The sequence below is a fragment of the Rothia mucilaginosa ATCC 25296 genome (genome assembly GCF_000175615.1).
Taxonomy (GTDB): Bacteria; Actinomycetota; Actinomycetes; order Actinomycetales; family Micrococcaceae; genus Rothia; species Rothia mucilaginosa.
In genome coordinates, this window is sequence record NZ_ACVO01000017.1 from 242,857 (window position 1) to 265,133 (window position 22,277).

The window sequence follows — 22,277 nt, forward strand, 5'->3', positions numbered from 1 at the left end:
TGCACCCGGCGCCTTCACGAAAGGATTTCGCATGATCATCACCTACAACGGCGAGCCGCTAACCACGAATGCCCGCACCGTATTTGACCTTGTCCTGGACCAGTTTGGTACCGAAAATGGCGTGGCTGTGGCGCTCAACCGCAGTATCGTGCCGCGTTCCACGTGGCTGGATGTGCCGCTGAACGAGGGCGATAGGGTGGATGCCCTCACCGCCGTTCAGGGCGGCTAATTCTCCAGCCTGTACCGGCGAGATACCCACCGAAAAAAGAACAGATATTCTCGGTTTTTGTTCCCTAAACCGGGCGCACCGTAGCGCCCCGCACCAACCAGCAAACCCCGTTATTTAGACGTTCCCACAGAGGAGAACACCATGAGCCTCACACCGCTCACCATCGGCGACCGCACCTTCACATCCCGCCTCATCATGGGTTCCGGAGGCGCAACCAGCATGGACCTGCTCGAGCAGGCGCTCATCGCCTCCGGTACCGAAATGACGACGGTTGCCATGCGCCGTCACGCCGCAGGAACCCCCATTTTTCCGCTTCTGCAGAAGCTCAATATCGCACCGCTTCCCAATACCGCAGGGTGCCGCACCGCAGCTGATGCGGTGATGACCGCAATGCTCGCCCGCGAGGCGCTGGGCACTTCCTGGGTGAAGGTCGAGATCATACACGACGAAGACACCCTGCTGCCGGATACCGTGGAGCTGTTGAACGCTTGCGAGCAGCTGGTCGCCGAGGATTTCACGGTGCTCGCGTACACCTCTGACGACCCGGTGGCTGCCGCTCGCTTGGAGGATGCGGGCGTTGCGGCGGTTATGCCGTTGGGCGCGCCGATTGGTACCGGTCTGGGCATTTTGAACCCGCACAATATTGAGCTGATTGCTTCTCGCGCGCAGGTTCCGGTGGTTCTGGATGCTGGCGTGGGTACCGCCTCCGACGCGGCGCTGGCGATGGAGCTGGGTTGTGATGCGGTGTTGTTGGCGTCGGCGGTGAATCGTGCTGAGGATCCGGTGGCGATGGCTCAGGCGATGAAGTTTGCGGTGCAGGCGGGCGCGTTGGCGCGTGAGGCCGGCCGTATTCCGGTGCGTGAGCACGCGAAGGCGTCGTCGCCGTCGGAGGGTTTTGTCTCGTGGATGTAAACCTTGCCCCTACCCCGGTGAATCCGGAGCATGCGCGTCTGGATCGCGAGCGCACGGACCGTCAGCGTCGCCTGCCGGGCTTTGATCAGGATGCGGTGGCGGATGCCCGCGTGTTGGTGATTGGTGCTGGTGGTTTGGGTTGTCCGGTGGTGCAGGCGTTGGCGGCGGCTGGTGTGGGGTATCTGCATATTGTGGATTCTGATTCGGTGGAGCTGTCGAATATTCAGCGTCAGCCGCTTTTTGGTGTGCCTGATGTGGGTGAGCCGAAGGCGGAGGTTGCGGCGCGCCGTGCCCTAGATTTGTGCCCGTCGTTGACGGTTGAGACAACGATTCGGCATGTGGATGCGTCCTGGATTTTGGATCTTTTCGCCGCGTCGGCACCGGATTGTGTGGTGGATTGTACGGATACGTTTGCGTCGAAGTATCTAATTGCGGATGCTACGCAGGTTGCGGGTTTGCCGCTGGTATGGGGCACAGTTTTGCGTTTTGGCGGGTCGGTGAGTCTTTTTGAGCCGGATGGCGCGCATTTGCGTGATATTTTTCCGACGATTCCGCAGACGGTGGAGTCGTGTGCGCTTGCCGGAGTGTTGGGTGCGACGACGGCTGTGGTTGGTTCGCTGATGGCGACGGAGGTGCTCAAGTTTGTGAGTGGTTTGCCGACGGCGGCGGGCACTCTGCTGACGTATGATGCCTTGTCGGGTACGTGTACGTCGTTTGGAGTGGTGCCGGATCCGGCGCGTGTGGTGCCGGTGGATTTGTCGGCACATGAGGTTCCGCAGGTTCTGCTGGATGTGCGTGAGGTGCCCGAGCGTGAGGAGTCGGTGAAGCATGAGGACTCGTTGCATGTGCCGTTGTCGCAGCTGAGTGACGCTGAGGGGGCGCTGTTGCCGGCAACCGACGTACCCGCGGAGCTGCTGAGCCTGTTTGAGTCGGTGCGTGATCAGCGTGTGGGCGTTTTCTGTGCCTCGGGTGCACGGGCGCAGCGCTTTGTGCAGGCGTACGCGGAGCTGGCGGGCGAGTACGGAGTGCGCCTCACGGCGATTTAGGGAACCACCGGCGTAGCTATCCCTTCCGGAAGCGACATCAGGGTGTCCGACGCGAAGCGAGGACGGGTGCCCCTGCAGGAGCGGAGGAAGGGCATAGCGCGCCAAGCCCTAAGGAAAGCGGTATCGCCCGTAGTGACATCAGGGTGCCCGAAGCGAAGCGAGGGCGGGTTCCCTGTAGGAACGAGGGCGCATACCGCTTTCCGCTTAACTGGTAGGCACTTAAGTAGGGACAATTCCCCATGTGCAGGGCGTAAAATCGTGTATAACACGGCGGCACATCGCGCGGTTTGTTCTGCCTAAAAACTGCCGCTGCCGCCTCCTGTTTTCGCACACTCACTCTAGGAGTTTTATGCTCACCGTCTCTACTGTGCCGCTTGTTTTGTGTACGGCACTTGTTGCGTTGACTTTGTTGATTAGCGGTATTGCTAAGGCGAAGGACCCGCAGAGTACCGTGACCGGTATTCAGAATCTTGGTTTGGAGAAGATCGCGCCGACCCGTGCGGTGTCGCTGATTTTGCCGTGGTTTGAAATCGCCCTAGCCGCCGTTCTGCTGCTGTCGCCGGTGCGTTTACCTGCGGTGATTGCGTCGGGTTTGGCGCTGATTCTGATGCTGTTCTATACGGTGGTGATTGCGCGCGCGCTGGCGACGGGTCGTACTGCGGGTTGTAATTGTTTTGGTTCTGAGTCGAATGCGCCGGTGAGCCGTTACACGCTGGTCCGTAATGTTGCGTTGTTGTTGGCGGCGGCTGGCGCGCATGCGAGCGCGTTGAGGGGCGGCACGGGTGTTGTGTCGACTCTGCTGGGTCTGGGTAATAGCGGCTGGACTTGGGTTTTTGGTGCGGCGTTGATTGCGCTGACGTTGGAGGCTGTTCGCCGTGGTGATGCTCTTGCGCAGCCGGAGCCGCAGGCTGAGGTGATTTTGCCGGAGCCGGTGTATGACGAGAATGGCGAGGAGCAGTATGTTCGCATGCCTATTCCTCATGCTGCGCTGTATCTGGAGAATGGTCGCCACACGAATTTGCGTGCGTTGGCTAAGAATCAGGCGCGTGTGCTGGTGTTTGTGTCGGCGACCTGCGCTGGTTGTGTGAAGTTTTTGAAGACGATGGCTTCGTGGCAGGAGCGTCTGCCGCAGGTGGCGTTGCATCCGGTGTATTCGAGCCTGGAGTCGTTGCAGACCTCGCGTAATGCGGGTACGTTGCCGGAGGGTTTGACTCCGTTGATTGACCGTGAGGCTGGTGCGCGCGCGAATTTTGGTAATGGTGTGCCGTTGGCTGTGGTTTTGGGCGCTGATGGTCTGATTGCTGGCGGCCCGGTGGCTGGTAAGGAAGAGGTTGAGGCGCTGCTTGCCGATATTGAGGCGCAGTTCGCTGAGGCTGCTCGTTTGGCTGAGGAGGAACGTGAGGAGCAGATGCGTAAGGCGTTTGCAGCGGGTCCGTCGAATGTTGAGGGCGACCACCTCTAAACACGCTCCTATCGTCCAGCCCCTGTAGCGCCTCTGTAGCGCTTCCGATAGCCCCGTCCGGCTCTTACTGCCCTTACCGGCAGGTGCCGGGTGGGGCTATGCTAGTACGTAGCGCACACACCGCTTATATGCCGCGGTCACCTTGCCTGGTGGCGGTTGGCGCATCCTCAACCCTGTCTAAGGAGTTTTTATGGCAATGATGAGTTTCAACGCTCCGGGCGAGCGTGAGAAGTCCTTGTGGCTGGTCCGTAAGGAGAGCAACCCGAATCATTCGCAGTGGTACATTGACCGTTTTAAGGCGATGGAGGCTGAGGGTAATGATATGGCGGGTGAGTCTCGTCTGGTGAATGCGTTGGCTTCTCGTGGTGCGAAGATTCTTGATGCGGGTTCGGGGCCTGGTCGTGTGGGTAAGCAGCTGCACGCCCTGGGCCACCGCGTGACGGGTGTGGATATTGATCCTGAGCTGATTGAGGAAGCGCGCCGCGTCTGCCCGGATGCTACGTGGATTACTGCCGATTTGGTGGATTTGCCGGAGGTGCTGGGCATTGAGGGTGAGGCTACGGCGGAGAATGGTTTTGAGCTGCTGGTGTGTGCGGGTAATGTGATGGGTTTCTTGGCTCGTTCGACTCGTGAGCCGGTGGTGGAGAACTTCCGCCGCGTGCTGGCCCCCGGCGGCCGCGCCGTCGTGGGTTACGGCTCCGGTCCGGGCCGCGATTACGCGTTTGAGCAGTTTTTGGCGGATGCCCGCGAGGTTGGCCTCAACGTGGATAACACGTATTCGTCGTGGCAGATGCACCCGTTTGTGGAGGGTTCTTCGGAGTTTTTGGTGGCGGTGCTGTCGCGCCCGGAGAGCTAGGCTCGCATCTAAAACTAGCGTGCAGTACGTCTTAATCTAGCATGCAGTGCGTCTTGAGTTAGGCATACAAATGGCCCGGCGCCTGCCCCGTGTGGGGTGGGTGCCGGGCCTTTGCACATCCTGAAGATGCGCATCCAAAAGAACTTTAAAGAATGGGTGTTCTAGTGGATGAGGTAGATGGTGCGGGCGAGTTCTTCGGGCAAGAAGGATGCGGCAAAGAGGATTGCCACGATGATGACGGCGAGCGCGGTCATGAGGCTGGAGCGCCAGCCGGGGTGCAGCTCGTTGAAGGTGATGAGTCCCTTATGTTCTTTGTCCATGTTGACCACGTTGATCTGTTTGTAGATGGTGGTTTGGGCGGAGAGTTTGGAGGAGACTTCTCGCATGGTTTTGCCGTCCCAGACGCGGCCGTCGATGCGCATGAGCTGTTTGCCGTCTTTGTCGACGGCCCACATGGCGGGGAAGCTGCGGTAGCGTAGGCGGCCGGCGACGGTTTTGAGTTTCTGGCCGTAGGCTTTTTTGGGGTAGAGCTTTTCGGCGTAGATGGTGTGGTCGATGTTTTCGAGGGGTACGGCGAACCAGCCGAAGGTGCGTGCGCGGAGCACGTGGGTTTTGGTGATGACGATGATGGTGGGTTTGAGGACTGAGTAGAGGTTTACGCCTGCGATGGTGCCGATGAGCAGTACGAGGAGGGTGTACGGCAGGGCGGGTCGCTTGTAGAGGATGAAGGCGAGCGCGGCGAGGAGCACGATGGTGCCGGGGAGTGCCGCTTCGATGCGCCTGCCGTAGGAGCGCATGCGGGGGTGGAATAGTTCGTTGACTTCGCCGTATTTGGCGGGGACTTCGTGAGCGCGTTCTGCCATATACACAACTTTAGTGTGTGCGGTGCGTGAAACCTAGCGGACTACCTGCGTTACTCTGGTTCTATGCGTAATTTTTCTCCCGTGGAGCGGGTTCTGGCAATGTGGATGGTCGGTGTTGTGGTGGCGGTTTCTGTGGCTGCTGCGGCGCTGGTTATGACGAATAAGCTGGTGTACGGTCCGACGGGTCAGGTGCGGGAGTATTTTCATGCGTTGCGTACGGGTAATGGTTCGTATGCGCGTGGTTTGTTGGGTGCGCAGATTCCTGAGGGTGACGCGTCTTTGCTGGATGGGGATGCTTTGAGGCGTTCGGTGTCTTCGTTGGGTGAGGTGTCGTATGAGGTGGTGGAGACCAGCGCGGATGGTGAGCATGCGACGGTGCGTGCTTCTTATACGTTGGAGGGTTCGCGGCAGCATACGGATTTTCGTTTGCATCGTTCGGGCACGCATTGGGGCTTTTTTGATAAGTGGGCTATTGATGAGGCGTCTTTGCCGTCGGTGAAGGTGAATATTCAGGGTGTGGAGGCTGCGACGATTAATAACCGTAAGGTTGCGGTGGATGATGGTGCGGCGTCGTTCCCGGTGTTTTATCCGGGTGTGTATGCGGTGTCGTATGATTCGACGGTTTATACCGCGCAGAAGGTGAATGAGGTGGTGACTGCGCAGGATGCGAATCATGCGGTGCGTATGGAGTTGAAGCCGAGTGATAATGCGTTGTCGTCGGTAAAGGAGCAGGTGCAGGATCATTTGAAGAAGTGCACGCAGCAGAGCACTCTTTATCCTGGTGGGTGCCCTTTTGAGTATGCGTTTACGGGTCGTGTGGATTCTGAGGTGAAGTGGTCGGTGGTGAAGGTTGCGGATCCGCAGGTGAGTGTGAGTTCGGCGGGTGTGTGGTCGTTGAAGCCGATGTCGGGTACGGCGAAGGTGTCGTTTACTCAGTTGGATTTGTTTACGGGTGAGCGTTCGCAGGTGCAGAAGGAGATTCCGTTTACGTTGAAGGCGTCGGTGGAGGCGGATGCGAAGGCGGTCCGAGTCTCCTTCTAAAGCCGCTGAGGTGCGAGAGCCAGTATGCTCTGAACGCGACATCAGGGTGCCCGAGCGAAGCGAGGACGGGTTCCCTGTAGGAGCGAAGAGCATACTGGCTCGTAGCTTATATGGGTTGAGAAAGGGTCAGTATTATCTTCGCTCCTAATAGAGGTGAGGATAATACTGACCCTGTTATTTAGTGTTTTAGCGATCCCTAGTTGATACCGCGAAGGTCCAGGACGAGTTCGCTTTCGTCTGCCTCGTCACCGGTCACGACGACGGGAATACCCCAGTCTTGCTGGTAGAGGTGGCATGCTGCATGCTCGGGGATGTCACCGCCGGGGGTACCGTCACAGGCGGCGGCGCGTGCGGTGATGTGCAGGACTGCCTCGGTGATCTCGGGGTTGAGCACGAGGGTGCGGGTCAGCCCGGTAGAGGTACCGGCACCTTCCAGGATGAAGTTCTCGGGGGTGGAGGAGATCTTCAGCTGGGTGGGGTCACCCCAGCGGGTATCGAGCTTCTGGCCGGTGGGCACGGTGAATCGTGAGACGAACTCGAGGGTGCCGCCGGTGAGCTTGGTGGAGGGGCGTGCGGTGGTGATGGCGCCTTCGTCGACGTGCTGTGCCTTGGCGGGGATGGAGGCGCGTACGAGCTGGTGTGCGTTGGTTTCGACGATGATGAGGCGCGGGTCCTCGCCGGGTACTTCTTCGACGAGCAGGTCGGAGGGTTCGTCGAGGCCGCGTTCGAGGGTGCCGAGGGTGCCGGTTGCGGGGTCCCAGCGGCGGATGGCGCCGTTGTAGGTGTCGGCGACTGCGATGGATCCGTCGGGCAGTTCGGTCAGGCCGAGGGGGTGCTGCATGCGGGCGGTGTCGGAGTCGCCGTCGACGAAGCCGAAGTCGAACAGGCCCTTGCCGACGGCGGAGGTGACCTGTACGCCGTCTTCGGTGAAGGTGATGTGGCGCAGGCCGCTGGTTTCAGAGCATGCGACCCAGAGGCTGCCGTCGCGTGCTTCGATGATGCCGGAGGGCTGGGCGAACCAGGCGTCGTCGGCGGGGCCGTCGGCGAGGCCTTCGACGCCAGAGCCTGCGAAGATGCTGACGGTGCCGGTGACGGGTTCGTAGCCGAAGAGCTGGTGGGTGCCTGCCATGGCGATGATGAACTGGCCGGCTTCGCGGGAGTAGACGGCGTCCCAGGGCGAGGAGAGCGCAATGTCGGTGGCGGGTACGCCGGCGGGGATGTGGTTGGGGTCGCCGGTGATGGCGTTGTCGCCGTCGATGACGCGCTGCACGCCGTTGCCTGCGAGGGTGCGTACTTCGCCGGTGCGCAGGTTGAGGGAGCGCAGGCGGTGGTTGACGGTGTCGGCGACGAGCACGTCGTAGCCGAGCTGTTCGCGCAGGTTTTCGGGTACGAGGGCGAGGCCGGCGGGTTCGTTGAAGCGTGCTTCGGTGCCGGTGCCGTCGACGTGGCCCTTGACCGGGTGGTTCACGGGGTCGTCGCCACCACCGTAGGTGTTGATGACGGTGTTGAGGTCGGCTGCTACCTGCAGGATGCGGTGGCGTGCGCTGTCTGCGACGAGGTAGGTGCGTTCGCGGTTGCCGAAGAGGTTTGCGGGGCCGAATTCGGCGGGCAGTTCGATGGCTTTGCCGGGGAAGGCGTAGGTGCCGGCTGCTTTGGGGCGGGGTACGTAGGGGCCGTCGCCGCGGTGCAGGGTACCCTTCGCTTCGTGCTCGGCGACGAGTTCGCGTACGAGGGAGGTGAGGCCCTGCACGTGGCCTTCACCGGAGAGGTGGGCGACGATGTAGCCTTCGGGGTCGACGACGACGAGGGTGGGCCATGCGCGGGCGGTGTATGCCTGCCAGGTGGTCAGTTCGGGGTCGTCGAGTACGGGGTGGGTGATGTGGTAGCGGTCGACGGCTGCGGCGAGCGCTACGGGGTCTGCTTCGTGTTCGAATTTGGGGCTGTGTACGCCGACGGTGACGAGCACGTCGGAGAATTCTTCTTCGAGAGGGCGTAGTTCGTCGAGGACGTGCAGGCAGTTGATGCAGCAGAGGGTCCAGAAGTCGAGAATAACGATTTTGCCGCGAAGGTCCTGCAGGGTGAGGTTCTTGTCGCCGGTGTTGAGCCAGGCGCGGCCTTCGAGTTCGCTGGCGCGCACGCGTACGCTGCGGGTGGTGTTCTCACTCATGGGTTCTCTCTCCTGTTGGGTGCGCCGTGTGTGGGCGCGTCGGTTTGCTGTCCCCATTATGCCAGCGTGGTGGGGGTGGTTCGCTGGGAGTTGAGCTTTGTGACTTGGGGCCTTAATGACCTGTCATATTAAGTCATATTCCGGGTGGTTCGTGGGTATATAAAGCGCCCCGCACGTATCACGGTCGGATGCGCGCGGGGCGTTGGTGTCCCTATTGTGGCGGGCTGTTCGGCCCGGTGGTAGGAACTAGTTTTTACTTGGCGCCTGCAACCTCGGAGAGGTCACCAATCTTGGTGGGCTTAACCGGGGTCTTAGCGGTGCCCTTGAAACCGTCGATGCGGGCAGGTGCCTTCGGGGTCTCGATGGTGGAGACGTCGGTCGCCTGCTCGAAGGTCTTAGTGTTCAACACGGATGCGGTGCCGTCCGCCTTGACGACGGTGTAGAGGTTGTCCTTGGGGTTGGTCTTGATCCAGGAGCCGTCCTCGCTCACGACGATGGTTGTACCGTTGGAGTCCATGCTGGTCCACACACCGTTATTCTGGATGCTGATGATAGCGCCGTCCTTGGATTCGAATGCAGCGAGTTTATCGGTGTAGTAGACGGTGCCGTCGCTGGTCTGCGCCTTCTTCACACCGGCCTCGTTCTTGAGCTGCTCCAGGGCTTTCTTGCTGGCGGTGTAGCCTGCGGAGGCTGCCTGATTGGCGGATTCCTGGCCCTTCTTGAGTGCTTCGCTTGCTTCGCTGGGCAGAGCGCTGGGGGCGCTGATGGTGCCCTGGGTGGTCTTGGTTTCTGCCTTGGTGGTTTCAGCTGCTACGGAGGCGGTGCTTGCGCTGGTTGCCGCGGCGGAGGTGCTTGCGGGTGCCGATGCAGTTGCGGAAGCGGTTGCAGAAGCGGACGCGCTTGCCGATGCGGAGGAGTTGGAGTTGGTGCCGGAGTTGCCGCCGCAGGCTGCGAGGCCGAGGGCACCGGCAATGGTCAGGGACAGTACAGCAATTGACTTCTTCACTGAATTTCTCTTTTCTGTATGCGCCGCTCTGCGACGGCGCAGTGCATGGTGTGGTTGACCTGTACTCCGGTATGCCCGGAGTACGCCTCCATGCTAGCACCGTGACCTGAAAGCTCCCTGAGATGTTGCGGTGCTTCCCTTCCCCCGCTTTTCATGGGTCTTCTCAGCGTAGCTTGAAGACGCAAAACACCCCGCACGCATCACGGTCGGATGCGCACGGGGTGTTGGTGTCCCTGTTCTGTCGGGCTATTCGGCCCAGGGGGCAGGAGCTCGTTTTTACTTGAGGCCTGTAATCTCAGAAAAGTCAGCAACCTTGGTGGGCTTGGCCGGGGTCTTAGCGGTGCCGCGGAAGCCGTCGACGGGGCCAGGGGCCTTCGGGATATCGATGGTGGAGAGGTCAGTCGCCTGCTCTAAGGTCTTAGTGTTCAGCACGGCAGCGGCGCCGTCTGCCCTAACGGCGGTGTAGAGGCTGTCCTCGGGGTTGGTCTTGATCCAGGAGCCGTCCTCATCCACGACGATGGTTCCACCGTTGGAGTCAAAGCTACTCCACGCACCGGTATTTTGGATGATGACAATAGCGCCGTCCTTGGATTCGAATGCAGCGACTTCATTGTTGTAGTAGACGGTGCCGTCGCTGGTCTGTGCCTTCTTGACGCTGGAATCTTCCTTGAACTCGTTCAGGGATTCCTTGCTGGCGCGGTACAGTGCGGAGGTTGCCTGCTGGTTGGATTCCTCGCTCTTCTTAAGTGCTTCGCTTGCTTCGCTGGGCAGAGCGCTGGGGGCGCTGATGGTGCCCTGGGTGGTCTTGGTTTCTGCCTTGGTGGTTTCAGCTGCTACGGAGGTGGTGCTTGCGCTGGTTGCCGCGGCGGAGGTGCTTGCGGGTGCCGAGGCAGTTGCGGAAGCGGTTGCAGAAGCGGTTGCAGAAGCGGAGGCACTTGCCGACGCGGAGGGGCTGGAGCTGGTGCCGGAGTTGCCGCCGCAGGCTGCGAGGCCGAGGGCACCGGCAATGGTCAGGGACAGAACAGCAATAGACTTCTTCACGGCAGATTTCTCTTTCCGTCATACGTCGCTCTGCAACGGCGCAGTGCGTAGTGTGGTTGGGGTACAGGCGGGTATGTCCCCGGTGTACGCCCTCATGCTAGCACCGCGACCTGAAAACTCCCTGGGTTGCCGCGCCGCAGGTGGACCCCTCCCCCGCTACTCTCACAGCCCTTTGTGGTTCAAGCTCTCTAGAACACAAAGACGCCCCGCACGCATCACGTTCGGATGCGCACGAGGCGTCTTCTAGATCAGGGGCTGTTACGCTCTGGTAGCGTCACAAGCCGCTGTTAGCTCTTTACAGCTTACTTGGGCTGTGCGGGCTTGACGGGGGCGACCTTAGCCTGTGCGGGCTTTGCGGGAACCTTCGGAGCCTTCAGGTCTGCCTTCTCGCCGCCAACGATGGAGGTTACTTCACCGGATGCGTCCACGGTTGCCTGCAGGCCGCTGTTAGCCTGGATGCTCCAGGAGCCGTCAGCCTTGACTGCGACCTGGCCGTTTGCGTCCTGGCGGCTCCAGGAGCCGTCAGCCTGTACAGCTACCTGACCTTCGTCACCCTGAATGGTCCAGCCGCCGTCCTCGGAAACAATAACGTCGCCCTCAACGGCGGAGGAGGAGTTACCCTCGGAGTCCTTGGACTCAGCCTTGGTGCCCTTTTCGTCGGACTCTACCTTGGAGGAGTTACCCTCGGAGTCCTTAGCGTCTACGGATGCCTTGCCGTCTGCGCCGACCTTCACGTCTGCGGAGTTGCCTTCGCCGTCGTTAGCCTTGACGGTGACGTTGCCGTCCTTGTCAACCTTCACGTCTGCAGTAGCGGAAGCAGAAGCTGCCGAGGTGGTTGCAGCTGCAGAGGATGCCTTAGCCGATGCACTTGCGGAAGCAGTTGCAGAAGCGGATGCGGATGCAGTCGCGGTGGTGGTGGTGGAAGAGGACTGGGAGCCGCATGCGCTCAGGCCCAGTGCGCCTGCGAAAGCGATGGACAGAACCGCGGTGGTCTTCTTCATTGCGGGGGCGATAGCCATTGTTTCTCCTTGTGGTTGTTAGTATGGTGCGGCTAGTTGGCGACGTATTCGCGTCGTGCGCAGGATCCTTGTGGGATTCCATAACGATTATCGGTGTAACCAACCGCGTTAATTCTATCGAGTTTGGGGGCTTTTATCCGAGCCGGCGGGCGTTTATCCGCATTCTAGCGGGTGGGATAGCCCACGTTTTCGCCCGGCTTATCGGCTGGCCACTTCAGTTAGTTACGGGGAGTAACGGGCTTGACGGGGTTAACAGTAGCGCCAGCGGGCTTGGCGGGAACGGTCGGTACCTTAATGGTGCCGCTGCCGCCGGTCTGTTCCCAGGTGCCGTTAGCTTCTACTTCAATGACGCCGTTCTCACCGGTCTGTTCCCAGGAGCCGTCTGCATCGACCTCAACGACATCTCCATCGCCAACGCGCTCCCAGGAGCCGTCAGCTCGTACCTCAATGATGTCGCCGTTGGGTGCGTGGTAGGACCAGCCGCCGTCGGCCTTGATTTCGATGAGGGTGTAGCCGTTGGCTGCGCTGACGGTTCCGCTGTCGACGGTCACGGTGCCGGAGCCATTCGAGCCGCTCTTGGCAGAGGTCTCGCCTGCCTTCTCGTCGACCTTTGCGGAGGAACCGGAGTTGGCGGATCCCGAGCCGTCGTTGTCGGTTGCGTTGCCGCTAGCGTCTGCAGTCACACCAGTACCGTTGGCGCCGTTGACGGTCACATTACCGTTAGCGTCTGCGGTGACCCCGGTGCCATCAGCACCGCTGACGGTTACGCCGCCTTCGGTGACGGTGACGGTACCCTGCGAGCTGCTTGCAGTAGCGCTCGGGGAGGCTGCGTCGCTTGCCTTGACGGTGACCTTGCCGTTGCCCGCGTTGACTGCCGCGTCGGCGGTGGAGGATGCCTTGGCGGTTGCGGTTGCGGTGGGTGCCGGGGCGGAAGCGGAGGTGTTCTGCGCACCGCAGGCGCTCAGGCCGAGTGCTGCGATTGCTGCCAGTGACAGTGCTGCCGCGCCAGTGCGAAAGCGACGGTTGGTGGTCTGTGCGGAAGTGTTCTGGGCGGGGCGTGCCATGAGGTGGTTCTCCTTGTGCGTCCCGGAGGGTCAATCGTCCGGGGTTTGTATGGTTGATTTTCCGGTTGGATGGGGCCGTTGTGTATGGTGTGTGGCTTTTCCTTCGCCGGTGACTCCAGCTTAGGGTGTGAGTCTAAGATTGAGCTTTAGTTTGCTGTGTTTAAGCTGTGTCCAGACGACAATGTATAAGTATTTTTTCCCAGTGGGGTTTGATAATCCCGGTTTTTCGCTCAGCCTATGCATAGCTTTCTGCTTAAATGTATAAATTTTCTTTATTTTTCCGTAGCCCACCCTAGCTTTTTCTGTGAAAACGGGCCACTTTCTGTGTTTATGGCTCGAGTATAGGGTTAGGGTCTTGAATACCCACTTCTCACCCCTCCACATGTTTCTTTTACTTCCTACCGTTCCCCCTCCCCTGTCTCTAGACACAACAAATTGGCATAACAAAAGACCCCCACCGTAATGGTGGGGGTCTTTAGCAGATTCGAAGTCTCAAGAATTACTTCTTAGCGACTGCTGCCTTCAGCTTGGAGCCTGCGGTCAGCTTCACGCCGTGACCGGCGGGAATCTGGATGGTTTCGCCGGTCTGCGGGTTACGGCCGGTACGAGCTGCACGGTCGGTGCGCTCGATTGCCATCCAACCGGGGATGGTAATCTTCTCGCCCTTGGAGACGGAAGACTCGAAAACCTGGAACACTGCGTCGAGGACTGCATTCACGGTTGCCTGGCTCTTGCCAGACTTCTCTGCAACCTCTGCAACGAGTTCGGTACGGTTCTTAGCCATTAGGGTGCCCCTTCCAGAGACTTAAGGTTTGAGTCTAAAGCGAGTGACCGTCGGTGACGACGGAAAACCGTTTAGGAACTAAAATACCAGATTTACCAGCTGGACTTGGTGATACCGGGCAGCTCGCCGCGGTGTGCCATTTCGCGGAAACGCACGCGGGAGATACCGAACTTCTGGAAGGTACCGCGGGGGCGGCCGTCGATCTGGTCGCGGTTACGCACGCGAACGGGGGAAGCGTTGCGGGGCAGCTTCTGCAGTGCCACGCGTGCTGCTTCGCGCTCCTCGGGGGTAGCGTTCTCGTCGATCAGGGTCTTCTTCAGCGCGATACGCTTCTCGTTGTAGCGAGCGACGATGACCTTGCGCTGCTCGTTGCGAGCGATCTTGGACTTCTTAGCCATTCTTAGCGCTCCTCTCGGAAGTCAACGTGCTTGCGAACGACGGGGTCGTACTTCTTCAGCACCATACGGTCGGGGTTGTTGCGGCGGTTCTTACGGGTCACGTAGGTGTAACCGGTGCCAGCAGTGGACTTGAGCTTGATGATAGGACGGAGGTCCTTAGCCTTGGATGCCATTTACTAGATCTTCTCCCCGCGTGCGATGATTTCTGCAACAACGGCATCGATGCCACGAGCATCGATAACCTTGATGCCCTTAGCGGACACGTTCAGGGTTACCTTACGGCGCAGCGAAGGAACCCAGTAGGTCTTCTTCTGAACGTTCGGGTCGAATCGACGCTTGTTGCGGCGATGCGAGTGCGAAATGCTGTGTCCAAAGCCGGGAACAGCTCCGGTCACCTGGCAGACTGCTGCCATGTTTCACTCCTTTATTGATTGACTTTTATGACGGTACGCAGTCGATGTTACTCGTGAGCGTCCCGCCACCAATGTAGAAGCACCGGGTTATTCGCCGGGCTAGAGTGTTTGAGATCGTCACGTGGGTGAGAGGCCACGCATCGATCCCCGCCGCGGGAAAAACGGTGAAGCTTATTAGTGTCGAGAGGCGTTTCCACCACTACGAACAGCGTTAAATTCTAGGTAAATACGGGGGTTCGTGCAAGCCTGCACGCCGGATTTTGCCTTAAAAATCCGCGGAATCTCGGTGTTCTGAGCCGATTGCACCTCGTTTAAGCGAAGTGCTCGATTCGCGGATGCACGCCTGCCTTCGAGCGGCAAACATACCTATCCATTCTATCAAAAATGGGTGTTTTTGCAAGTCCAGATGTTTTTAAGGAATTCTTTAACGCCCCTAGTCAGGCGTTAATGCGCCTTTTTAAGAACGGATGTTCTCTATGTGACCGGGGATAAATTACACCGGTGAAATTCATGTTGTGAGATTAACAGCTTAAGCCGGATTTAAGCCTTAAACAGCCCCGCGCCACCGATTCTTGCGGTGTGCGCAGGGCTGTTAAACAGGCTTAAACACGCGTTTAAAGAGCTTTTAACTCTCGTTTTAACGCTTCCGCCCCGGTTTTAAAGGGCGGTTTAAGGGGTCGCAACGGTACGGGTAACGGCGGATTTACCGTTCCAGTTACGGCGTAGATGCAGGCACAAATACGGCACAGATAGAGCGCAGGACACTCCCCCGGCGTACAGTTTTACGCCGTACCGTGAACCACCGCGCCCCTAGTTCTTCAGCCTAGTTCTTAAGACTTGCCGCGGGGACCCACTGCGGGTACTTGGGGCTCACACCGTCCCCGGAGCTCGTACCCTTCAGGCGGCGACCAATCCACGGCAGGGCAAACTCGCGGACCCAGCGTGCCTCCTGCTCGATCTTCTCGCGAGCGGTCAGCTGCACCTCCGGGGGCAGTACCGATTCAGTGACCACACCGGGCAGGCCAAGCTGCGCCAGCACGCGGGATGCGAAGCGTTCGTGGCCGAGGTCGTTCATGTGCAGGCGATCGTCAGCCCACAGACGCCAGTCGAGGAAGTCGTTCCAGCGCCAGTAGTCGATAATGTGTGCGCCGTGGTCTTCGGCAATGCCGCGCAGCAGCTCATTGTAGGTGGCGGTGCGGCCACGGGTGCGGGCGAAGGGGCCCTGACCCTGCACGTCCAGGCCCGTAATAGTCAGAATCGTGATGTCCTGGGCGCGCATGGCGGCGAAGGCTTCGTCAACGCGGGTCATGAGCTGGTCAATATCCACGTTGGGTCGCATGATGTCATTGCCGCCACCGTAGAACGTAACAATGTTGGGGCAGAGGTCGAGGGCTGCCGGCAGCTGCTCTTCGAGAATGGGAATGAGCAGGCGGCCGCGGATAGCAAGGTTTGCGTACTGTGCCTGCGGGTCTACTGCACCGAGACCTTCGGCAACGCGGTCTGCCCAGCCTCGTAGGTTGTTGGGGCGGCGGCGGTCAACGTCGCCCACGCCTTCGGTGAAGGAGTCGCCGATTGCCACGTAGCGTACTGATTCACCGTTGAGCTTGCCGTTGGGGTCTAGGAGCGGGGTCGTCATTGTGTTCTTCTTTCCGGGCCTCTATAGAGAATGACCCTTCTGTGGAAGAGGCCGGCACACCCGCGCGGTGTACCGGCTTCTTCGCTTAGCTTTCGGTGCGTCCTGTTTTCCAGTATCCCACTGTTGAGGGTTCTTCTTCAGATATGAGCGGGGGTTTCTTAGGATGCGACAGCTGAACCGGCAACGGTGGACGCACTCCGGGGATGGGGTACCACCACTACACTGCCGTCGTTAAACGGGTCCGCGACCTCGGCCTTCAGGCTAAAGATGGTGTGCAGGTTCTCACGGGTGAGCACTTCGTGTGCTTCGCCTTGGGCGACGATGGAGCCGTCCTTCATAGCGACGAGGTAATCAGCGACTCGAGCGGCGAGGTTCAGTTCGTGCAGCACCATGATCATGGTGGTGCCGCGCTGTTCGTTGAGGTCCGAGAGCAGGTCGAGTAGCTCCACCTGATGTGCCAGGTCGAGGTAGGTGGTCGGCTCGTCCAGCAGTAGAATGTCAGTTTCTTGGGCGAGCGCCATGGCAATCCAGACACGCTGACGTTGGCCGCCGGAGAGTTCGGTGACCTGTCGTTCGGCGAGGGACATAGTGTCGGTGGCTTCTAGCGCCCAGGCGACCGCCTCATCATCTTCGGCGCTATTGCGTTTGAAGAGGCCTTGGTAGGGGTAGCGGCCGCGGGAGACCAGGTCTGCTACGGTAATTCCTTCGGGGGCGATGGGATGCTGGGGCATCAGCCCGACCATGCGGGCAAAGCCTTTCATGGAGTATTCGTGGGTGGGTTTGCCGTCGAGGGTGAAGTCGCCGTTGAGCGGCTTGAGCAGTCGGGAGACACCACGGAGCAGGGTGGATTTACCGCAGCCGTTGGGACCGATGATGGCGGTGATTTTACCCTTCGGGAATTCGAGGGAGAGGTCTTTGACGATGGTGGTTTCGCCGTAGCCGAGGCTGACGTTCTCAACTTTGAGGGTGCGTTCGGTGATTTCTTTCATGGCGTCCTTTCTTCTCTAAGGCTTTTCCCGGGAGCCTCCTAACTTAGCCTATCCTAATTTCGGGTCAGAAAATAGCGGATCCCCCGCACTGTTCATACTTCTGTAGAACAGCACGGGGGATTCGCTATGTCGGCGAACTTTAGAAGTTCACTTTTCCGTTGACGAGCCAGCCGCCTTCCGCTGCACGCTGGAAGACTTCCTGAGCCATGGTGCGGCTGTAGGTCTTGGAGACATGGTTGTCGTCGATGTAGACGTAGATGTTTCCAACCACGGGGCTGCACATGCCGTCCGGGCAGTACACGTCTTTCAGGTCCACCATGACGGCGCCCTGGTTGCGGTACTTGTCGAAGATTTCCTTTGCAGGGTTTTCGGCGGCGTACTTGTCGCTTGCGGGTCGTGCGCAGGAGCTCTTGTCGGCACCGGCCTTCTGAGCGCACTCGTAGATGTTGTACTCGAAGCGCGGGTTATCGCGCAGGCCGATGACCTGGACTCCTGCCTCGGTGAGGCGGCGGACCGTCTCGTCGAGGCTCGGGTCGACTCGTTCGTCATTCGATCGTGCCTGGGCAACGGTGGCGATGAGCACCACGGTCTGCGGCTTACGCTTGAGAATTTCCTCGGTCAGCTTGGCGTTGAATTCCGAGCATTCGTTGCTGGCGTTGACGGCGCGGACCGGGTACTGGCAGCCACCGAGCAGGTAGGTCTGCAGGTTGGTTTTGGTCTGTTCTGCGATGGGCTTGAAGATGCTCAGCGCCTGTTCGGCGTGGGAGTTACCGATGACCATGGTCAGCGGTGCGTCCTCGGGGCCGTACTTCTGCACGTTGCAATACTTGGCGAGTGCCGGGTCGGAGGGCGCGAAGCTGCCAACGCAGGGGTCGCTCAGTCCGTCAAACTGGGTTTTGACGTCACCGCCGGAGGGGATGGGGTTGTCAATGAGTCCCTGCTGGGCGCCACCGATAGCGCGGGCGCCGGGGTAGTTTTCGCTGGCGGTCTGTACCTGCAGTTCGGCGTTGTGCTCGGACTGGGTGTTGCGGTAGCCGATCCAGGTCTGTGCGGCTACCAAGGGTACGCCGGCGACCAGGAAGATCGCGAGGATAAAGGCGAGCTGGTCTGCCCAGGTCTTGACCGAGAAGACGGTCTTGAAGCGCATCTTCATCATGAGCCAAGGTACGAAGGGGTCCTTACGGTAGCGCAGCGGCTTTTCGACGAAGCGGATGAGCAGCCATGCCAGGCCGATGGAGGCAAGGATGATGACAGCGCCTTCGATGAAGTTCACGCGGGAGGTACCGACGGCGCTGCTGTAGAGAATGAGGATGGGCCAGTGCACCAGGTACAGGGCGTAGGAGATGTTGCCGAGGTTCCGCAGGGGTGCGGAGACCAGCAGCCGATCGATGCCCCAGCGGCTGTTGGTGCGGCCTGCCATGATGACGAGCGCACCGGAGATCACGGGCCAGAGCGCCAGGTAGCCGGGGAACGCTCGTTCAACGGGCAGGATTGCACCGCAGGTGACCAGACCAATAATGCCAACCCAGCCCATAATTACTCGAGCCTTCTCGGGTGCCTTCCACTTGAGGGTGAGCATTGCCAGCAGGGTGCCGATGGCAAATTCCCACAGGCGGGTGCGGGTGTCGAAGTAGGCGAATCCCTGGTTGGTGTCGGTTTCGACGATGGAGAAGGTCAGGGATGCGACGAACACCGTATTGAAGATGAATACCGCGGTGGTGAAGAGGTTCCCGCGGAATCGGTGCACGACGTAGGCTACTGCAGCGAAGAGCAGGGGCCAGATGATGAAGATCTGTCCCTGGATGGAGAGCGACCAGAAGTGCTGGAAGGGTGACTTCACGGAAGCGTTTTGGGCGTAGTAGTCTACGGAGCTGAACGCGAGGTTCCAGTTCTGGAAGTAGAACAGGGAGCTCCTTGCGTCGGTTACGGTTTGCGACCAGCGACTGGGTGCGAGCACGAAGAAGGACGCAATGGTGGTACCCGCGATAACCACGGTGGCTACGGGTAGCAGTCGCTGGAAGACGTGCATCCAGTAGCTGAAGAGATTGAGGGGTTTGCCTTCGTTGATCTTGCGCATGAAGGAGAGCGAGAGCAGGAAGGCGGAGATGAAGAGGAAGACGTCCACGCCGCCGGAGACTTTGCCGACCCAGACGTGGTAGAGCACCACGAGGAGCACGGCGAAGGCTCGCAGGCCCTGGATTTCGGGGCGGAATCCTCGCGATTCGATGAATTCTTCGAGGGGGTAGTCGTTGGTTTCGCGTGCTTTGACGGTGCGCAGCGCCGCGGTACGGGTGCCCTGCGAGGCGGGGGCCTGCGGGGTTCCGGAGGTTTCAGACATACTTGGTTCCTCAGGGCGGGTAGACGATGTGTTGGTGCGGGTCCCTTAGACACTCGAGGACACTCGCTACAATAAAATCCTGATCCGCACCTCTGCTATGAGGCTGGTGCGAACCAGGATTTTTCTGAGCCCCCTACCGGATTCGAACCGGTGACCCTCTGTTTACAAGACAGATGCTCTGGCCAGCTGAGCTAAGGAGGCAACCTGTCCAGTGTACCTTATTCTCTTGGTTGAGTCTGCTTAGTTGTTCTTTTAGGGTTTGGTTGAGAATACTTCTAAATTATGGGGTGATGGCATGTTCGTTTCCTTCGTTTTAACCCTTCTGAGCACCACCTCTGTATGCTGCTCACCCACCCCTCGTACTCATCACCGTGTATGGAAAAACCCGGTAGCCTCACGCGGAGGTTACCGGGTTTTTGTATCGAAGCGGTTACTTCTTCTTAGCTTCGATCTTTTCCTTCAGGAAGGTGCTGAAGTCGTTGCTGGTGTACTGGTCACCATCAACGAAGACGGTGGGGGTACCCTTAATACCGTTCTTTGCGGATTCAGCGTTGACCACGTCCACGAAGGGGCGCCACTTGCCATCGTTCATATCGGAGCCGATGGACGCACCGTGCTTAGAAGCGATGTCGGCGATCTGCTGGTTGTTCATGTCGCCGCGGCCCTGGTGAGTAAAGATCTCACGCTGGTAGTTCAGGAATTCGCTGGTGCTGACCTGGTTGGCCACGGAGTATGCTGCTGCCGCGTTACGTGCGGAGTAAGCGGTGGGCGAGGAGCGGTCCAGGAAGGTCAGGTTGCGGATTTCCAGGGTGATGGTGCCGTCCTCGACGAGCTTCTGGATTTCTTCACCGTACTTCTTCTCGAACTCTGCACAGTGCACGCAGTTGTAGTCCTGGAAGATGGTCACGCGTACGGGCTGGCCGTTCTTGGATGCCTCTTCAGCGGTCTGCACGCCCGGGGGCAGGGTGTTGACTGCTGCTGCGGTTCCGTTGACCATGGGGGTCACGGAGGAGGTCGAGGTTGCGAGTTGCTTGAAGTCGCGGGTCTCCTGGGTGGAGGAGTTCTGGACGATGCCGTCCTTGGTCAGCACAATGCCACCGTATTCGTTGGCGCTGGAGGGCACCGGGCCGCTTTCTGCTACCTTGGTGTTCTTGTTGCCGTTGACTACGACGAAGCCGATGATACCTACGATGATGAGGACCACGGCGAGTACGCCGAACTGGAGCCAGCGGCGGCTTGCCTGGCTGGGGCTCTTCTTGGCCTGCTGGGCCGCAATCTGGCGGGCTTTTTCGCGGGCGTCGGTCGACATGCCTGCTCCTTTGGTTGGGAATATGGGTGGCGGTTCGTCCACTTCTTCTAGCCTACTCCGGTTGGAGTGAGCATCCATCCGAGCAAAGCTTCAGATGACCAGGCTCTTCCGGCCCGGGGTTGTTCTTATCCCCTATAGGGTGTTCTAGAGCTCTAGCTTCCTGCCGTATGTGGCAGCTGAGAGCTATGTCGATCAGTTCCTATCACGTGGATAGGTTCTGTCTTATCTCTAGTGTGGACGTACCGCGCTACCCGTCTAGCCTACCGAATGGGTGCCGTATCGGCTAGTTAATACTCTGATTGAGATACTGTGATGTCTATTCTCACGCTTTTAGCTTATTTTCCTCGTAAACTTTCGTAGCATTGGGAGGCGCCTCTCCCCTCTGCCACAAGTAGCGCACAAGTATAGCGCCGAGGCACCCATCCGGTTCAGCTCACCAGCCGTTAGGGAATGTTGTAGACCTCTACCCCGTCGATATATGGGCGGGTGTTGTAGTTACCGTTCCACTTCACGCTCAGGCCGTGCTTCTCCAGTACGGGAATAACCGTCTCTTGCAGCAACTGTACGGAGAGCTTCTCGTGAAGGGCCCCAATCTCTTCCTTCTGCGCATCGCTCAGGGTATTCCATTTTTCTTCGTCCCTGGGGTAAGCGAGGAAGGAACCGAAGCCAACGTAGGTTCCGCCGCTCTCAGCGAGGCTTTCAGTGTCCTGCTGGTGGAAGTAGATGTATCCCTTCCATTCACGGCTATCGTCGATCTCATCCCAAATCTCTGCGGATGCGCAGGTACCGCAGCAGGTGAAGTTCTGTCGTGCGATGACTCCTTCTTCTTCCAGTGCTGCGAAGGCACGGTTAAGGTTGGAGTTCTTCTGCATCTCGGGGGTAATACCCAGCTCAGCAGCAAAGGCACGACGACGCTTGATGAGCTCTTCCACGTAGTCCTCTACGCGCTTTTCCCAGAGCTTGCTGTCTTCGTTCTCCCCATCGTATTCCAGACCAAGTACGTCCATCACATAATCGGTGATCGTTTCTACGTACTGTTCAGTATCAGATTCACCCATGAACAGCAGGGGCCAGATGGGCCAGAGCAACTCGGCTTCGTCTTCTTCATCCAGCCCCCATTCTTTGGGGAAGGGCGGGTCGAGGCGTTCTTCGCTCCAGCGTTCGTAGATGCTCTTCTCATCAGCCATAGTGATGCTCCTTTGCTTGCTCTCTACTCGTTGAAGTAGAGATGTGGACTGCTCTTGTTGTTAAGGTATCAAGAGTTTCTCTACCTCGCCTTCTATTTCGTCATTCAGGCGGATCTGTGAACTCCCCATCTCATCGCCTCTGTATCAGGTCGGCACGCTGTCTGGCGAGGTTGCATCCCCTGTTCCTCTGCCTCTCTGCTGCATCTCTGAATCTCTGGATCTATGAGTCTCTGCACCTTTGCTGAGTTAGGTGTCTTTCGTTCTAAGAGTTTTCGGGTACACAAAAAGAGGGGAAGACCTATAAGGTCTTCCCCTCTTGAATAAAAAACCCGCGGTGACCTACTCTCCCACACCCACAAAAGTGCAGTACCATCGGCGCGAAGAGTCTTAGCTTCTGGGTTCGGAATGGAACCAGGCGTTTCCCTCTTGCTATAACCACGGAAAATCTAGCGAATAACTTCGTTATTCAAAATTTCCGAATAAAAAGCCTCAGCCTCCCGAAGGAAGCCCAGGGTTA

At 59.1% G+C, this 22,277-nt stretch carries 21 protein-coding genes, 1 tRNA gene and 1 rRNA gene; 6 read left to right on the plus strand and 17 right to left on the minus strand.

Going from position 1 to position 22,277, the window contains the following annotated elements; translation table 11 throughout:
* Positions 1-31 precede the first annotated feature (31 nt).
* From thiS to ROTMU0001_RS07485, 5 genes are all read left to right on the plus strand, one after another.
* Positions 32-229 (plus strand): sulfur carrier protein ThiS, encoded by a 198-nt coding sequence (thiS, locus tag ROTMU0001_RS07465; protein WP_005506750.1) that lies wholly within the window; start codon positions 32-34, stop codon positions 227-229.
* 141 nt (positions 230-370) lie between these two features.
* Positions 371-1,141 carry a thiazole synthase gene (locus ROTMU0001_RS07470; protein ID WP_005509016.1) on the plus strand — a complete coding sequence of 257 codons (771 nt, stop codon included), beginning with the start codon at positions 371-373 and terminating at the stop codon, positions 1,139-1,141.
* Positions 1,132-2,187, plus strand: a complete 1,056-nt coding sequence (locus tag ROTMU0001_RS07475) for a ThiF family adenylyltransferase (protein WP_005509017.1) — start codon at positions 1,132-1,134, stop codon at positions 2,185-2,187. The genes ROTMU0001_RS07470 and ROTMU0001_RS07475 overlap by 10 nt, the downstream gene beginning before the upstream one ends.
* A 349-nt stretch (positions 2,188-2,536) precedes the next feature.
* The gene (locus ROTMU0001_RS07480) at positions 2,537-3,649 is read left to right on the plus strand and encodes a MauE/DoxX family redox-associated membrane protein (RefSeq protein WP_005509018.1); all 1,113 of its coding nucleotides are present in this window, start codon (positions 2,537-2,539) and stop codon (positions 3,647-3,649) included.
* 190 nt (positions 3,650-3,839) lie between these two features.
* A complete protein-coding gene (locus ROTMU0001_RS07485; RefSeq protein ID WP_005509019.1) occupies positions 3,840-4,505 on the plus strand; it encodes a class I SAM-dependent methyltransferase in 666 nt (221 codons plus the stop codon).
* Positions 4,506-4,666: 161 nt separating this feature from the next.
* Here the strand turns inward: ROTMU0001_RS07485 and ROTMU0001_RS07490 are convergent, their stop codons facing one another.
* Positions 4,667-5,368 carry a hypothetical protein gene (locus tag ROTMU0001_RS07490; RefSeq protein WP_005509020.1) on the minus strand — a complete coding sequence of 234 codons (702 nt, stop codon included), beginning with the start codon at positions 5,366-5,368 and terminating at the stop codon, positions 4,667-4,669.
* A 63-nt stretch (positions 5,369-5,431) separates the two neighbouring features.
* On the opposite strand from ROTMU0001_RS07490, the gene ROTMU0001_RS07495 reads away from it, so the two are divergent.
* On the plus strand, positions 5,432-6,409 hold the full coding sequence (locus ROTMU0001_RS07495) for a hypothetical protein (protein WP_005509021.1): 978 nt from the start codon (positions 5,432-5,434) through the stop codon (positions 6,407-6,409).
* A 196-nt stretch (positions 6,410-6,605) separates the two neighbouring features.
* Here the strand turns inward: ROTMU0001_RS07495 and ROTMU0001_RS07500 are convergent, their stop codons facing one another.
* The 16 genes from ROTMU0001_RS07500 to rrf all read right to left on the minus strand — a co-directional run bounded on the left by ROTMU0001_RS07500 (position 6,606) and on the right by rrf (position 22,203).
* Complete coding sequence (locus tag ROTMU0001_RS07500) at positions 6,606-8,576, minus strand: NHL domain-containing thioredoxin family protein (RefSeq protein WP_005509022.1); 1,971 nt, start codon at positions 8,574-8,576, stop codon at positions 6,606-6,608.
* Positions 8,577-8,829: 253 nt separating this feature from the next.
* The gene (locus ROTMU0001_RS07505) at positions 8,830-9,582 is read right to left on the minus strand and encodes a hypothetical protein (RefSeq protein WP_005509023.1); all 753 of its coding nucleotides are present in this window, start codon (positions 9,580-9,582) and stop codon (positions 8,830-8,832) included.
* 276 nt (positions 9,583-9,858) lie between these two features.
* Positions 9,859-10,623 carry a hypothetical protein gene (locus ROTMU0001_RS07510; RefSeq protein WP_005509024.1) on the minus strand — a complete coding sequence of 255 codons (765 nt, stop codon included), beginning with the start codon at positions 10,621-10,623 and terminating at the stop codon, positions 9,859-9,861.
* Between the two features lie 302 nt (positions 10,624-10,925).
* Positions 10,926-11,642, minus strand: coding sequence for a hypothetical protein (locus ROTMU0001_RS07515; RefSeq protein ID WP_005509026.1), 717 nt, complete (start codon positions 11,640-11,642; stop codon positions 10,926-10,928).
* Between the two features lie 218 nt (positions 11,643-11,860).
* Positions 11,861-12,706 (minus strand): hypothetical protein, encoded by an 846-nt coding sequence (locus ROTMU0001_RS07520; RefSeq protein WP_005509027.1) that lies wholly within the window; start codon positions 12,704-12,706, stop codon positions 11,861-11,863.
* Positions 12,707-13,205: 499 nt separating this feature from the next.
* Positions 13,206-13,490 carry an HU family DNA-binding protein gene (locus ROTMU0001_RS07530; protein ID WP_005509029.1) on the minus strand — a complete coding sequence of 95 codons (285 nt, stop codon included), beginning with the start codon at positions 13,488-13,490 and terminating at the stop codon, positions 13,206-13,208.
* A gap of 92 nt (positions 13,491-13,582) precedes the next feature.
* Complete coding sequence (gene rpsN, locus ROTMU0001_RS07535) at positions 13,583-13,888, minus strand: 30S ribosomal protein S14 (protein WP_005506731.1); 306 nt, start codon at positions 13,886-13,888, stop codon at positions 13,583-13,585.
* 2 nt (positions 13,889-13,890) lie between these two features.
* Positions 13,891-14,061: a 50S ribosomal protein L33 gene (gene rpmG, locus ROTMU0001_RS07540; protein WP_004005967.1), complete on the minus strand. Its 171-nt coding sequence runs from the start codon at positions 14,059-14,061 to the stop codon at positions 13,891-13,893.
* A gap of 3 nt (positions 14,062-14,064) precedes the next feature.
* Positions 14,065-14,301 carry a 50S ribosomal protein L28 gene (gene rpmB / locus ROTMU0001_RS07545; protein ID WP_004005966.1) on the minus strand — a complete coding sequence of 79 codons (237 nt, stop codon included), beginning with the start codon at positions 14,299-14,301 and terminating at the stop codon, positions 14,065-14,067.
* An 823-nt stretch (positions 14,302-15,124) separates the two neighbouring features.
* Positions 15,125-15,937 carry an SGNH/GDSL hydrolase family protein gene (locus ROTMU0001_RS07550; protein ID WP_005509030.1) on the minus strand — a complete coding sequence of 271 codons (813 nt, stop codon included), beginning with the start codon at positions 15,935-15,937 and terminating at the stop codon, positions 15,125-15,127.
* Positions 15,938-16,095: 158 nt separating this feature from the next.
* Positions 16,096-16,926 carry an ABC transporter ATP-binding protein gene (locus ROTMU0001_RS07555; RefSeq protein WP_005509031.1) on the minus strand — a complete coding sequence of 277 codons (831 nt, stop codon included), beginning with the start codon at positions 16,924-16,926 and terminating at the stop codon, positions 16,096-16,098.
* 139 nt (positions 16,927-17,065) lie between these two features.
* Positions 17,066-19,264, minus strand: a complete 2,199-nt coding sequence (locus tag ROTMU0001_RS07560; protein ID WP_005509032.1) for an acyltransferase family protein — start codon at positions 19,262-19,264, stop codon at positions 17,066-17,068.
* A gap of 127 nt (positions 19,265-19,391) precedes the next feature.
* Positions 19,392-19,465, minus strand: a tRNA-Thr gene (locus ROTMU0001_RS07565).
* A 229-nt stretch (positions 19,466-19,694) separates the two neighbouring features.
* Entirely contained in the window at positions 19,695-20,573 is an 879-nt protein-coding gene (locus tag ROTMU0001_RS07570; protein ID WP_005509033.1) for a DsbA family protein, read from the minus strand.
* Between the two features lie 443 nt (positions 20,574-21,016).
* A complete protein-coding gene (locus ROTMU0001_RS07575; RefSeq protein ID WP_005509035.1) occupies positions 21,017-21,760 on the minus strand; it encodes a DUF6891 domain-containing protein in 744 nt (247 codons plus the stop codon).
* Between the two features lie 326 nt (positions 21,761-22,086).
* Positions 22,087-22,203 (minus strand): 5S ribosomal RNA (gene rrf / locus ROTMU0001_RS07580).
* Positions 22,204-22,277 lie beyond the last annotated feature (74 nt).

Coding starts and splice junctions, on each gene's coding strand:
- thiS (WP_005506750.1), top strand. CDS start 32: ATGATCATCACCTACAACGGCGAGCCGCTAACCACGAATGCCCGCACC.
- ROTMU0001_RS07470 (WP_005509016.1), top strand. CDS start 371: ATGAGCCTCACACCGCTCACCATCGGCGACCGCACCTTCACATCCCGC.
- ROTMU0001_RS07480 (WP_005509018.1), top strand. CDS start 2,537: ATGCTCACCGTCTCTACTGTGCCGCTTGTTTTGTGTACGGCACTTGTT.
- ROTMU0001_RS07485 (WP_005509019.1), top strand. CDS start 3,840: ATGGCAATGATGAGTTTCAACGCTCCGGGCGAGCGTGAGAAGTCCTTG.
- ROTMU0001_RS07490 (WP_005509020.1), bottom strand. CDS start 5,368: ATGGCAGAACGCGCTCACGAAGTCCCCGCCAAATACGGCGAAGTCAAC.
- ROTMU0001_RS07495 (WP_005509021.1), top strand. CDS start 5,432: ATGCGTAATTTTTCTCCCGTGGAGCGGGTTCTGGCAATGTGGATGGTC.
- ROTMU0001_RS07500 (WP_005509022.1), bottom strand. CDS start 8,576: ATGAGTGAGAACACCACCCGCAGCGTACGCGTGCGCGCCAGCGAACTC.
- ROTMU0001_RS07515 (WP_005509026.1), bottom strand. CDS start 11,642: ATGGCTATCGCCCCCGCAATGAAGAAGACCACCGCGGTTCTGTCCATC.
- ROTMU0001_RS07520 (WP_005509027.1), bottom strand. CDS start 12,706: ATGGCACGCCCCGCCCAGAACACTTCCGCACAGACCACCAACCGTCGC.
- ROTMU0001_RS07530 (WP_005509029.1), bottom strand. CDS start 13,490: ATGGCTAAGAACCGTACCGAACTCGTTGCAGAGGTTGCAGAGAAGTCT.
- rpsN (WP_005506731.1), bottom strand. CDS start 13,888: ATGGCTAAGAAGTCCAAGATCGCTCGCAACGAGCAGCGCAAGGTCATC.
- rpmG (WP_004005967.1), bottom strand. CDS start 14,061: ATGGCATCCAAGGCTAAGGACCTCCGTCCTATCATCAAGCTCAAGTCC.
- rpmB (WP_004005966.1), bottom strand. CDS start 14,301: ATGGCAGCAGTCTGCCAGGTGACCGGAGCTGTTCCCGGCTTTGGACAC.
- ROTMU0001_RS07550 (WP_005509030.1), bottom strand. CDS start 15,937: ATGACGACCCCGCTCCTAGACCCCAACGGCAAGCTCAACGGTGAATCA.
- ROTMU0001_RS07555 (WP_005509031.1), bottom strand. CDS start 16,926: ATGAAAGAAATCACCGAACGCACCCTCAAAGTTGAGAACGTCAGCCTC.
- ROTMU0001_RS07560 (WP_005509032.1), bottom strand. CDS start 19,264: ATGTCTGAAACCTCCGGAACCCCGCAGGCCCCCGCCTCGCAGGGCACC.
- ROTMU0001_RS07570 (WP_005509033.1), bottom strand. CDS start 20,573: ATGTCGACCGACGCCCGCGAAAAAGCCCGCCAGATTGCGGCCCAGCAG.
- ROTMU0001_RS07575 (WP_005509035.1), bottom strand. CDS start 21,760: ATGGCTGATGAGAAGAGCATCTACGAACGCTGGAGCGAAGAACGCCTC.